This is a genomic window from Frankia sp. R43 (assembly GCF_001306465.1).
GTDB classification, from domain to species: Bacteria; Actinomycetota; Actinomycetes; order Frankiales; family Frankiaceae; genus Parafrankia; species Parafrankia irregularis.
This window is the reverse complement of sequence record NZ_LFCW01000010.1, coordinates 247,024-259,597: the sequence shown is the minus strand read 5'-3', so window position 1 is coordinate 259,597 and position 12,574 is coordinate 247,024. Positions and strand designations below refer to the sequence as shown.

10 protein-coding genes are annotated in these 12,574 nt (G+C 72.5%); 4 read left to right on the top strand and 6 right to left on the bottom strand.

The features are described 5' to 3' along the window. The first annotated feature begins 80 nt into the window (after positions 1–80). Complete coding sequence (locus ACG83_RS35095; protein ID WP_054570541.1) at positions 81–638, top strand: DUF5313 family protein; 558 nt, start codon at positions 81–83, stop codon at positions 636–638. A gap of 53 nt (positions 639–691) precedes the next feature. Here the strand turns inward: ACG83_RS35095 and ACG83_RS35090 are convergent, their stop codons facing one another. The 3 genes from ACG83_RS35090 to ACG83_RS35080 form a co-directional block, all read right to left on the bottom strand. Further along, on the bottom strand, positions 692–2,404 hold the full coding sequence (locus ACG83_RS35090; protein ID WP_054570540.1) for an ABC transporter ATP-binding protein: 1,713 nt from the start codon (positions 2,402–2,404) through the stop codon (positions 692–694). After that, complete coding sequence (locus ACG83_RS35085; protein ID WP_235498375.1) at positions 2,401–4,287, bottom strand: ABC transporter ATP-binding protein; 1,887 nt, start codon at positions 4,285–4,287, stop codon at positions 2,401–2,403. Before ACG83_RS35085 ends, ACG83_RS35090 begins: the two co-directional genes overlap by 4 nt. 71 nt (positions 4,288–4,358) lie before the next feature. Further along, positions 4,359–5,564, bottom strand: coding sequence for an LLM class flavin-dependent oxidoreductase (locus tag ACG83_RS35080; RefSeq protein WP_054570539.1), 1,206 nt, complete (start codon positions 5,562–5,564; stop codon positions 4,359–4,361). A 393-nt stretch (positions 5,565–5,957) separates the two neighbouring features. Here ACG83_RS35080 and ACG83_RS35075 point away from each other — a divergent pair, with 393 nt between their 5' ends. Further along, on the top strand, positions 5,958–6,992 hold the full coding sequence (locus ACG83_RS35075; protein WP_054570538.1) for a hypothetical protein: 1,035 nt from the start codon (positions 5,958–5,960) through the stop codon (positions 6,990–6,992). Between the two features lie 34 nt (positions 6,993–7,026). Here the strand turns inward: ACG83_RS35075 and upp are convergent, their stop codons facing one another. Next, positions 7,027–7,650 carry a uracil phosphoribosyltransferase gene (gene upp / locus ACG83_RS35070; protein WP_054570537.1) on the bottom strand — a complete coding sequence of 208 codons (624 nt, stop codon included), beginning with the start codon at positions 7,648–7,650 and terminating at the stop codon, positions 7,027–7,029. 50 nt (positions 7,651–7,700) lie between these two features. On the opposite strand from upp, the gene deoC reads away from it, so the two are divergent. Beyond that, positions 7,701–8,462 (top strand): deoxyribose-phosphate aldolase, encoded by a 762-nt coding sequence (gene deoC, locus ACG83_RS35065; RefSeq protein ID WP_116437424.1) that lies wholly within the window; start codon positions 7,701–7,703, stop codon positions 8,460–8,462. Positions 8,463–8,642: 180 nt separating this feature from the next. Next, the gene (locus ACG83_RS35060) at positions 8,643–9,197 is read left to right on the top strand and encodes a Uma2 family endonuclease (RefSeq protein WP_054570535.1); all 555 of its coding nucleotides are present in this window, start codon (positions 8,643–8,645) and stop codon (positions 9,195–9,197) included. A 454-nt stretch (positions 9,198–9,651) separates the two neighbouring features. On the opposite strand, the gene ACG83_RS35055 is transcribed toward ACG83_RS35060, so the two are convergent. Together ACG83_RS35055 and ACG83_RS35050 are read right to left on the bottom strand one after the other, a co-directional pair. Then, complete coding sequence (locus ACG83_RS35055; RefSeq protein ID WP_235498374.1) at positions 9,652–11,649, bottom strand: phospho-sugar mutase; 1,998 nt, start codon at positions 11,647–11,649, stop codon at positions 9,652–9,654. A 46-nt stretch (positions 11,650–11,695) separates the two neighbouring features. Beyond that, positions 11,696–12,520, bottom strand: coding sequence for a purine-nucleoside phosphorylase (locus ACG83_RS35050; protein ID WP_050796020.1), 825 nt, complete (start codon positions 12,518–12,520; stop codon positions 11,696–11,698). Positions 12,521–12,574: the final 54 nt, after the last annotated feature.

The window sequence follows — 12,574 nt, the reverse complement described above, 5'->3', positions numbered from 1 at the left end:
CGGCGAACGGCACGCGACACCCGCCGATTCGTGGACGGCACGCCGCGCTGGGGCGGTCCTGGCGTCCGTAGGCTCTAGCTATGGACGGTCAGGCCCAGCATCCCGATACCGACGCGGAACCCGCCCGAGCGGTTCCAGCCGAGGCGGTTCCGGCCGAGGCTGACTCGACCTCTACCGCGGCCGCGGCCGACTCACCGGTATCGGCCGAGGCCGAGGGCGACTCACCGGTAGTCGACACCGGCTCGACCTCCGACCCGGCGGCCGGCTCGGCCGCAGCGGTGGCCACCGGGCCGGAGACTCCTGCGGGCGGCGGCACGCGGGCGCGGGAAAGCCCACCGCTCGGCGGCAGAATGCACTACCTGCTCGGCGGCACGCTCCCGCCGCGGTACAACGACTGGGTCTCGCACGACCTCACCGGGTCGGGGTGGCGGCTACGCCAGGCGTTGCGGCCCTTCGTCCTCATGCTCCCCTTCGCGGTGGTGTTCGCCCTGCTGCCCGGCCAGCTCAGCGTCCGGATCACCATCGTCGTGTTCCTGCTGCTCTCCGGCGTCGGCCTGGGTCTCGCCACCAGCGGCTACTTCCGCAACCGGAGGCTGGAGCAGCACGGTTTCCCGCCCGTCTTCCCCCCCACGGAGTGATCGGCGCTCCGACCTGCCGCGAGCGCGCCCGACAGGTGTGAGATGGAAAGGGTTCAGTGCTGGTCGAGGTACTGACGGGTGGTGTCGCGCGGGGCGCCGAGGTCGGTCACGCCGCCGGCGTTGACGGCGACGACCCGGTCCGCGCCGCGCACCGTTGACGTCCGGTGTGCCACCACGAGCACGGTCCGGCCGGCCGTCGCGGCGACGAGAGCGGCCTCCACCAGCCTCTCCGTGCCCGGGTCCAGGCCGGAGGTCGCCTCGTCGAGCACGACGACGTCCGCGTCGAGCAGGCAGACCCGGGCCAGCGCGACCAGCTGCCGCTCACCGGCGGACAGCAGCGAGCCGCCCTCCCCCACCGGCGTGGCCAGGCCGGTGGGCAGGCCGGCCAGCCAGTTGCCGGCACCGACCGCCGCCAGCGCCCCGGCCAGCTCGTCGTCGGTCGCACCGGGCCGCACCGCACGCAGGTTGTGCGCGAGGGTGCCGGCGGTGAGCTGGCCGTCCTGGGCGACCATCACGACCCGCGAGCGCAGCGCCGGCCAGGTCGCCTCCCGGACGTCCACCCCGGCGTAGCTGACCCGGCCGGCCGTGGGGTCGAACAGCCGGGCCATCAGCTTCGCGAGGGTCGACTTGCCGGCCCCGGTCGGCCCGACGAGCGCCACCCGCTCCCCGGGCCGCAGCGTCAGGTCCACTCCCCGCAGGACGTCCGGCTGGCCGTCCCCGTAGCGGAAGCCGACGCCCTCGGCGGCGAGCGGGCCGGTGCGCACCAGCTCCCGGGAGCCCTCCGGGACGTCCACCGGCTCGTCGAGCAGCGCGTAGATCTTGCGCAGCGCGGCGGCCGCCGACTCCAGGACGGTGACCAGGAAGCTCAGCGACTGCACCGGCTCAAAGGCGAGCAGCAGGTAGAGAACGAACGCGCTGAGGGTCCCGATGGTCACCGCGTCCCGCGCGGCCAGCACGCCGCCGACGGCCAGCACCGCGGCGATGCTGCCCACGGTGGCGAACTCCATGGCGGCGAGGTAGAAGGACTGGACGCGCACCGCGGTGACGTTGGCGTCGAGCTGCCTGCGGCTGCGCGCCAGCAACAGCTCGGTCGTGCCGGCCTCCTGGCGGAACGCCCGCACCACCCGCAGCCCGGCGAGCCGCTCGGTCAGCGCGGCCACCGTGTCGGCGACGCGATCGCGGACCGCGGCGAACGCCGCGCGGGAGGCACGGCGGAACCACACCGTCGCCGCGATCAACGCGACCGCGGGCAGCAGGCAGACCAGCGCGAGCTGCCAGGACAGGGCCACCAGCACGACGGCCAGGAACATGAGCGTGAGCACCGCCTGCGCGAACGGCACGATGCCGAGCTGGACGACGTCCTGCAGTGCGTCGATGTCGGCGGTCAGGCGCGACACCAGCACCCCGGCCGGTGTGCGGTCGAAGTAACGCACCGACATCGCCAGCACGTGGTCGGCGGCCCGGCTGCGCAGCTCGCGCACCAGCCATTCGCCGATCCAGCCCACCAGCCTGACCTGCACGCGGGCCATCGCCAGGCCGGCAACCGCCAGGCCCAGGTAGAGCAGGCCGGCACGGGTGACCACGCCGGTGTCGGGATGGTCGCCGACCAGCCCGTTGTCGACGGCGTAGCGCAGGATCCAGGGCCCCGCCAGCGACGTGGCCGTGGTCGCGACGAGCAGCAGCGCGGCCAGCGCGACCGCCGCCCAGCGCGGTCGCAGCACCGCCAGGGTCCGCACCGCGAGACCGGCACCTGCGGTGGACGTCATGGCGTCACCGAGACGGCGCGGTCCACGCCGCCGGAGTGCGTGTCGCCGGAGTGCGCCCCGCCGGGGTGCGTACTCCCAGGGAGCGTGCCGCCGGGGAGCGTGCCACCGGGGTGCGCGGCCAGCACCTGGCGGTAGCGCGGAGATCGGGTGAGCAGGTCGTCGTGGGTACCGAGGTCCGCCACCCGGCCGCCGTCGAGCAGCACGACCCGGTCGGCGAGGGCGATCACCGCGGGCTGGTGCGCGACGAGCAGCGTCGTGCGGCCCTGGATCACCGTCGCCAGGGATGCGACGATCTCGGCTTCCTTCGCCGGGTCCACCGCGCTGGTCGGCGAGTCCAGCAGAAGCACCGGCGGGTCCGCGACCAGCGCGCGAGCCAGTGCCAGCCGTTGGCGCTGGCCACCGGACAGGTCGAGTCCGCGTTCACCGACGGCCGCGTCGTAGCCGCCGGGACGCCCCGCCACCACATCCTGTGCCCCGGCCAGCCGGACGGCGACCCGCAGCCGCGTGTCGTCGGCCTCGGGCGCGCCGAGGCGGAGGTTGTCGCGGACCGTCCCGCTGAACAGGAAGGCGTCTTCGAAGCCGACGCCGAGCTGGGCACGCAGTTCGGCGAGGGGCCACTGCCGGACATCGCGCCCGCCGACGAGGATCCGGCCGGCATCGACCTCGTAGAACCGCGGCACCAGGGCCCCGAGCGTGGTCTTGCCGCTGCCCGTAGCCCCGACCACGGCGACGCACTCGCCAGCCCGCACCACGAGGTCGAGATCCCGCAGGACGGGACGTCCCGGGCCGTAGCCGAACGTCACGCCCTCGAAGCGGACGTCCAGCCCGCCCGCCACCCGCCCGGTCGAGCGGGTGGGGTCGCCCCCGGCCGGTCTGGTCGCCGGTGCCGGTGCCGGTGCCGGTGCCGGCCGTCTCTGCGACGCTTCCTGCCGCTCGTCGAGGACCGCGGCCACCAGGCCGGCCGAGACCACCGCGCGCTTGAGCTGGGACGCGGTCATCCCGGCTATGCGCAGCGGGCCGACGATCACGAGCCCGAAGTAGCTGAACTGGACCAGCTCGCCGACCGTCAGGGAGCCGTGCGCGACCCGCAGCCCACCGATCCACAGCACGCCGACCAGCCCGAACGCGGGCAGCAGATCGATCAGGGGCTGATAGGTGGCGCGCACCGTGTTCAGCCGCAGCGCCGCCCGCTGCACCTCACCGGCCCGCTCGTGGATGCGGCGCCGCTCGTCGTTCTCGGTGCCCAGGCCCTTCGTGGTGCGCACGCCCGCGATCGACTCCTCCACGGTGCTGGCGAGCCGGCCAAGCCTGGTCTGCAGGTCCAGCGCACGCGGCCCCAGCCGCCGGGTGAACCGGACGGCGACCGCGAACACCGCGACCGCCGGCGCCAGGGCGATCGCCGCCAGCACCGGATCGATCGAGGCCAGCAGCACTGCGGCCCCGACAAGCATCACCAGGTTCGAGACCATGATCGCAATATTGATCACGGGCTGCTGAGCCTGCTGCAGGTCGGTCGTCGCCCGGGCGACCAGGACCCCACCCGGGTGTCGATCATGGAAGGCCGCCGGCAGCCTCACCACCCGGGCCAGCAGGCGGTCGCGCAGGTCGGCCTCCACCACGAAGGCCAGGCACTGCCCGTAGTAGCGACGCAGCCCGGCGAAGCCTGCGCCGACCACCGCCAGCCCGGCGAACAGCATTACCCCGAGCCACAGTCGGCTCGTGTCACCACCGAGCACCCCGGTGTCAATGGTCCACGTGACGAGCGGAGGCGCGGCAAGCTTCGTGCCCGTCCAGACCAGGCCAGCACCGATCCCGGCGGCCAGCAGCCGCCGGTGGCGGCCCACCGCCGCGACGATCAACGCCAGGCCCGGCCCACCGCGCACCGCCCGTGCGGTCGCAGACCGTGGGGTCGCAGACCGTGCGGTCCCAATCCGATTGGTCAATGGCGGGTTGGTCACAGCCCGGCTTGGTCCGGCGTCCCGCCTCCAGCGGGTGCGGCGGCGGCAGCCAGCGCGGCCGGTACCGGTGCGACGTCGTCCCGCTGGGCCGCCTCGCCTCGGTCACGCCGGGCCACCTCCGCGCGCACGAGCGGCAGCAGGTGGCGACCGTAGTCGATCGCGTCGTCCAACGGGTCGTAGCCGCGGATCAGCAGCGTCGTGACGCCGATGTCGACGTAGTCGAGCAGGGCTGCGGCCACCGTCTCCGGCGTGCCGACCAGGGCCGTGGAGTTCCCACCACCGCCGACCGCGGCGGCCAGTGGCGTCCACAGCGCCCGGTCGTGCAGCTCGCCCTTGGCCGCGGCGGCGAGCAGCCGTTGCGAGCCGATGTTCTGGGGCGCGTCGCGGTTGCCGGTGAAGCCGCGGAACTCCTTGAAGTACCGGGCTGCCTTCCCGACGTTCGCCCTGGTCGAGGCAAGGATCTGGTGGGCCCGCTCCCAGGCCAGCTCCTCGGTCGCGCCGAGGATCGGCCGGAACGACACGCTGATGCGAGGCGGCGTGTCGCGGCCGGCGGCAGCGGCGGCGGCGTTGACAGCCGCGATCTGCTGGGCGGTTTCGGCGAGCGGCTCCCCCCACAGCGCGAAGACGTCCGCGTGCCGGCCGCCGACCCGGTAGGCCGCCTCGGACGAGCCGCCGAAGTAGATCGGCAGATGCGGCTGCTGCACCGGAAGCACTCCGGCCAGCTGGTCCTCGAGCTGGTAGTAACGCCCTTGGTGGGAGAAGGGCTCGGTCGCGGTCCAGGTCCGGCGGACGATCTCCAGGTACTCGTCGGTGCGGGCGTAGCGCTCGTCCTTGCTCAGATAGTCGCCGTCGCGCCGCTGCTCAGCGTCACTGCCGCCAGTGATGATGTGGATCGCCACCCGGCCGGCGGAGAAGTGGTCGAGCGACGCGAAGTACCGCGCGGCGACGGTGGGGAACACGACACCGGGCCGATGCGCGACCAGGTAGCCGAGCCGCTCGGTGTGCGCCGCGGCGTAGGCGGCGACCTGCAGGTTGTCGACCGAGCCGCTGCTGTAGCCGATGAGCACGCGGTCGAAGCCGGCGTCCTCGTGGGCGACGGCGAACCGCCGGGTGTAGTCGCGGTCCACGACCGGTCCGGGGGTGAGGCTGCTCGCCTCGGAGCCGGGACGGGTGGCGATCAGGCCGATGAACTCGACCGGCATGGTGGCACCTTTCTCCGCACGGGTGACCGGTTGACTGCGCTGTGATGAAGAAGTGCTGATCGAGGCAACCCTCGACGATCACCCTCTATGTCGATCGACTAAGTGAACTTAAGACACGTTGTCCGAACAGAAGGGGCTTGTCAATACAAGAACAATCAGTTACAGACTTGGCACACCAGGCAGGCGCGACCGGATGCGCGCCACGTCGACCGCACGACCCGAAAACCCGACAGCCGAGACACCGAAGGCGCGGCAGATACCCACACCCCGCCGCCTGAGCGCGACCTACACCATCACCGCAGGCGATCAAAGGGTCACCCGAAGGTGGGACGAACGCTACCATTGCCACCCGAAACATGACTGGACGTCGCATGACGGGGGACGATCAAGCCAGTGACACACGATCGGCAGCCGACCCTCGACGATCAACAAACATGGCGAGATCTCTCGGCCGCACTGGCAGACAGCTGGCAGGGGCGCGCAGTCCTCGCCCAGCTTCGCGACGACCGGGCCGCAGGCACCGAATCACTGCGCGCGATGCTGACCGAAGGGCCGCCGCCCGCCTTGTCCAGGCTGGTCGAGCTGTACGGCGTCGACCGGCTTGTCACCTGCGCACGCGGGCAGGCCCGCACTCGGCTCCCCCGGCGCGCAGTGATCGCGGGGTGTGCTTTCGTCGCCCTGGTCGTCGCCGTCGTGGCGACGGTCGTGTCGGTCCACGGCTCGGGCGGAGAGTCACCTCCGTCGGCGAGCCCGACGACGCAGGAAGCCGCCGCGCCCACCGGACCCGCGACGCCCGGCCCGTCGGCGACGGTTCCGGAGCGCACCGGCCCGTTGTCCGGTGACCTCCAGGACAAGGAGCTTCAGGCCGCCGTGGTCCGGCGCCTGGCCGGCGCGCAGTGGGTGCGGTTCACCAAGCAGGGCTTCGCGTACGAGGCACGTGCTGTCATGGTGCATAACTTGACCGACGGGACGGAAATCGCCAGGCCAGGCTTTCACAAACTGGCTTTCCTGATCGAGGTGCACAACCTGCAGAAGGACCGACCAGCACCGACTCCGATCGCGGGCGACTACTTCGGCAGTCTCATAGCCGTCCCGAAGAGTTTCGCCGCCGGGATGGATGACGGCTGCGCGTACCCGTTCACGGACAGGTTCTACGTCTCCGCCGCCGAGCTGGTCGACAGGACGACGGACAAATGCGATATGGCTCTGCAGCCGTTGGCCCGGAAGGACAGGTATGAGTTCACCGACCTGAGCACTGCCCCCGACCAGAGCATTGTCGCCGACCAGAGCGTCACGTTCGGCATGGTCGCCGAGAGCGACGTGTCCGACGCGGTGCCTGACACCGCGGTCAGCCTTGTCGTCAACGGCGACACGAGCGCCGGAAGCACCGATGCCTCCTCCGTGCTCGTCCCCCTCGGATTCGGATGAGGCCGCTGGGGGCGCGGCCAGATCGCCGCGCCGGTCACACGGCGCCGTAGAGGCGGTCGCCGGCGTCGCCGAGGCCGGGCACGATATACGCGACGTCGTTCAGGTTCTCGTCCACCGCGGCCGTGACGACGCGGACGTCGAGACCACTCTTTTCGAGTGCGGTGAGACCTTCGGGCGCGGTGACGGCCGAGACCACCACGATGCCGGTGGCACCGCGGGCCGTGAGCAGCCGCAGCGCGTGCAACGCCGATCCACCGGTTGCCAGCATCGGGTCGAGCATGAAGACCGGCCGCCCGGCCAGGTCGGCGGGCACCGACTCCAGGTAGACCCTGGGCTCGAACGTCGCCTCGTCCCGGGCGAGCCCGATGAAGGCCGTGCGTGCGTCCGGCATGACCGTGAGCGCGGCCGGCAGCATGCCCAGGCCGGCCCGCAGCACCGGGGCGACCACCGGCTCAGCGGCGAGCACCACACCGGTGGTGGTGGTCAGCGGCGTGGTCACCGAGACGGGCATGGTCGGCAGGCCGCGAGCGGCCTCGTAGACCAGCATCATCGCCAGGTCGTGCAGGGCGGCGCGGAACTGGGGACGCGCCGTCCGCTCGTCGCGCATCACGGTGAGTGCCACGGCTGCCAGCGGATGGTCGACGACCTGTACCTGCACGGTTGGCTCCTGCCGGGAGACTTTTGGGTCCGGTTTTTCGATGAGCGATGATGCCAGGTATGCCGACGGACCCCACCGTTCCGGATCGTCCCGCGTCGGGCGACGACGCGGCCACACCTCCGGCCGCCCTTCGCCGCGCCGACCTCGCGAAGATCATCGATCACACGCTGCTACGCCCGGAGACGACCGGCGAGGAGATCGTCAACCTGTGCACGGACGCGGCGAAGCTCGGTGTCGGCACCGTCTGCGTCGCGCCGACCCACGTGTATCTGGCCGCAGCGAGCGCACGACAGGCGGGCAAGGACGACGAGCCCTCGTTCGCGGTGGCCTCCGTTGTGGGCTTCCCGCACGGCACGGGCCTCACGGTGATCAAGGCCGAGGAGGCCCGCCGCGCGGTCGCCGACGGGGCCACCGAGATCGACATGGTCATCGACATCGCGAACGCCATGGATGAGAACTGGCGCGCCATCGAGACCGAGATCACCGAGGTGCGGCTGTCGGTGCCGCCGCATGTGATCCTCAAGGTGATCCTGGAGACCGCGTTGCTGCCCGACGAGTGCATCGCGGCCGCCTGCCGGGCCGCCGAGAGCGGCGGGGCGGAGTACGTGAAGACCTCGACCGGCTTCCACGCCGCCGGCGGCGCGTCGCTGCGCGCGGTCCGGGCGATGGTGGCGGCGGTCGGCGGCCGGCTGGGCGTGAAGGCGTCCGGAGGCATCCGCACCGCGCCACAGGCTCTGGCGTTCCTCGAGGCCGGGGCCACCCGCCTCGGGCTCTCGGCGACCAAGGACATTCTGGCCGACATCCCGGTCTGAGCTGGCCGGCTGACCGGCTGGCCGGCTGGCCGGTGATCCCGGCGTCAGGCCGGTCTGATCCGGATGCCGGGCCGGGCCGGCCGGCCGCAACCCCGCCGGCGACAGCCGGCTCGGGCGTTACGCTGGTCCGGAGGTTCACGCCCGCCAGCCATCGCGAGGAGGTGCGCCATCACCGCCGAGATGATCGCCCCTGCCTGGATGCACCAGCAGATCACTGCCGACCAGTACGACTCCTGGTCCCCGGAGCAGTGCGCGGGCATCGAGATCGTGGACGGGATGATCGTCGTGAGCCCCAGCGCGTCCAAACGCCACAACCGGCTGATCAAGATTCTCGCCGTCGCCCTGGAAGCCGCGGCCGGGCCGGGCTGGAACGCCGACTTCGACTTCGACGTCCGGCTTCAGGACGCGCCGCTGACGAACCGGCGCCCCGATGTCACCGTCTACCGCGCCGACACGATCGACATCATGCCGGCCCGCCCCGAGCACATCCTGCTCGTCGTCGAGGTCGTCTCGCCCGGCTCGGAGACGACCGACCGGATCGTCAAGGCCGAGCAGTACGCGAAGGCCGGCATCTCCTACTACTGGCGGGTCGAGCAGCCGCCCGCCGGAGTCCCCGTCGTCTGCACCCACGTCCTCGACCCGGCGAGTCGGGCCTACCACGCCGGTGAGGTCTTCACGGGCGTCGTCGACGCCGTCGCACCGTTCCCGGTCAGGATCGACCTGACCCGGCTCTGACGTCGTCTCCGCCGAGCTGACACGGGTACCGGGCTGGAGCCTGTAGCAGAATCCTGAGACGCGGCGGATCCGGGCCACCGGTTAGGGCTTGGCGCAGCCGTGTTGACGGAATGCGAATCCCACCCGCACGGCCACCCATCGAGGATTCCGCACCGCCGTGCAGCACCGACGATTCACACCTCAAGAGTGGCAAAAGGGGCGCAGATTCACCTGACAACCCGCAGGACTTGAGGATTCTGGTCGTCAGAACGACCAAAATCGTTCACTCTTGCGACTCGTCAAACCGGGCCGCCGGGCTCGCGTAGACCCGGCCGCGTTCGTGGAGTGCGGACCTCCCCACCCACCGACCAGCGATCTTGATTGGCACCGATCTGCGACAGGCTCTCTGGCAACCAATATCCTCAACTCTCGGGGTTGTCAGGCGGCTCCGCGCGCTGCCGTCGCGCTGAAGCCGCTAGAGCCGCAGCAGTGCCCGGAGGTCGTCGCGCAGCGCCGCGAGTTCGGACTCGGCCCGCCGCCGGGCGGCGGGCAGCCCGATGGCCGCGATGTCCGCCGGGCCCACCACGGTCTGCAGATAGAGCTTGAGCTTGGGTTCCGTCCCGCTCGGGCGGGCGACGACGCGGGCGGCGCCGGCCAGATGAAAGATCAGCACGTCGGCGGCCGGCAGGCTTTCACCGTCCGGCCCGGCAGCCCCGACGCTTCCGGCGGACCCGGAACCTCCGGCAGAGCCGGCAGGTCCGGCAGGTCCGGCAGGTCCGGCGGAGCCGGCAGAGCCGGTGGGTCCGGTGGGTCCGTCGAGCAGGTCGCGTACCGCGCTGACCGCCCGGCCGCCGAGGTGCGACGGCGGCGACGCACGCAGCGCGCCCATCACCGCGTCGATCGCGGCGAGGTCGGTGAAGCGGGCGGAGACCTGACCGGTGGCGAAGACGCCCACCTGGCGGCACAGGTCGTCCAGGACGTCGAGCAGCGTCCGGCCGGCGCGCTTCGCACGGAGCGCGGCGTGTGCCAGGGCCAGGGCGGCGGTGATGCCGTCCTTGTCCCGGACCAGGTCGGGCGCGACGGCGTAGCCCAGGGCCTCCTCGTAGCCGAACGCCAGTCGCGGATCCGCCCGCATGATCCACTTGAAGCCGGTCAGTGTCTCCACGCAGGGCACCCCGTACCGGCGCGCCAGCTCCCGCAGCGCCGACGAGCTGACGATGGTGGTGGCTACCGGTCCAGGCCGCTCCCGCAGCACCTGCTCGGCGAGCAGCAGGCCGACCTCGTCCCCGGTGAGGACACGGCGGCCGACCGCGGCGGCGCAGCGATCGGCGTCCGGGTCGTTCGCCAGCACCAGGTCGGCCCCCAGACGCTCGCCGAGCGTGAGGACCGCGTCCAGGGCGCCGGGCTCCTCCGGATTCGGGAACGGCACCGTCGGGAAGGCCGGATCGGGTTCACGCTGGTCGGCGACGGCGACGGGGGCGGCCAGACCGGCCCGGCGGAACACCGCGTCGACCACGTCCGCCCCCACCCCGTGCAGCGGCGTGTAGGCGACGCACAGCGGCGGCGGGCCGCCCACCACGTCCGGCGCACCGGCGTTCCGGGCCGCGCCAGCGCCAGCGCCACGGGCCGTACCAGCAGCGCCGGCAGCATCGGCCGGACCTGCCGGACCTCCAGCAGCACCAGCCGGACCGGCGCCAACCTCGCCGACCGCGGTCACCGCGCCCTCGACGTACGCGGCGACGATCGAGTCGTCCAGGCGGTGCCAGTGGTCGGCGAGAGGGACGTCCACCGCCGGGCCGACAGCCGCGATCGCGTGTTCGATCTCGGCGTCGGCTGGTGTGACGAGCTGGGCGCCATGCCCGGGATCCCCGGCGCCGGTTCCCCTGCCGGCAGGTCCCCCGCCGGCGGATTCCCCGCTGCGCGTTCCCCCGCCGAAACCGGCCAGATACACCTTGTAGCCGTTGTCGGCGGCCGGATTGTGGCTGGCCGTGATGACGATTCCGGCGTCGGCGGCGAGGTGGCGGACCGCGAAGGCCACCACGGGTGTGGGCGTGGGTGCCGGTAGCAGCAGCGCCCGCGCCCCGGCACCGGCCAGCACCCGCGCGGCGTCGAGCGCGAACCGGTCGCTCCGCCGGCGCGCGTCGTAGCCGATGACCACCGTCGGGTCCGCCCCACCGGCCCGGCCGCGCAGCCACTGCGCGAGGCCGGCCGTGGTCCGGCGCACCACGGCGGTGTTCATACCGGCGGGCCCGGGCCGCAGCGGCCCGCGCAGCCCGGCGGTGCCGAAGGCCAGCGGGCCGGCGAAGCAGCCGGCAACCGTTTCGACGTCCCCCGCGGCGACCAGCCGGGCCAGTTCGGCCCGGTCATCCGGGTCCGGGTCGCCGCGCAGCCAGGAGGCGACCTGCGCCGCCAGCGGTCCGGGCAGGTCAGGCACGCCGGGCCGGCCGGGCCGTCCGGGCGGCTCGCGGTTCAACGCGCTTTCACAACGCCACGGCAGGGGACGTCGCGGCAGCGGGGCGTCACAGCGACGGGACGATCTTCGCGAGGATCGAGCCCATCCGCTCGGCCGCGGCGGCACCCGCGGCAAGCACCTCGGTGTGGCTCAGCGGCGTGCCGGTCATCCCCGCGGCCAGGTTCGACACCAGGGACAGCGCCAGCACCTCCAGCCCGAGGGCACGGGCGGCGATCGTCTCGTGCACCGTGGACATTCCGACGAGATCGGCACCGAGGCCGCGCAGCATGCGGATCTCCGCCGGTGTCTCGTAGTGGGGGCCGGGCAGCGCGGCGTAGACACCTTCGGCCAGGCCGGGCTCGATGGTGCGCGCGAGCGAGCGCAGCCGCGGCGAATAGGCGTCGGTGAGGTCGGTGAACAGCGGGCCTACCAGCGGGGAGCGGCCGGTCAGGTTGAGATGGTCGGCGATCAGCACCGGCTGGCCGACGTACATGTCCGACCGGAGCCCGCCGGCCGCGTTCGTCAGGATCACGGTACGGGCACCCGCGGCACGCGCGGTGCGGACGGTGTGCACGACCCTGGTGAGGTCATGGCCCTCGTAGGGGTGCACCCGGCCGAGGAAGACCAGCAGCCATTTTCCGCCGACCTGGATGGAGCGGACCTTGGGCGTGTGCCCGGACACCTCCGACACCGGAAAGCCGCCCAGGTCGGAGAAGGGGATGTCGATGACGTCCCCACCGGCGCGCGCCAGGACGTCGGCGGCAGGTCTCCAGCCCGACCCCAGCACGATTGCCACGTCATGCCGATCCACCCCGGTGACACCGGCCAGCCGGGCGGCCGAGGCCTCGGCCTCCGCCCCTGGTTGCCCGCCGATGCTGCCACGTTCCGCCACCAGGCGACTGTACGGGCACGCTCCGACCACACCGGGGTGGCCCACTACACGCCA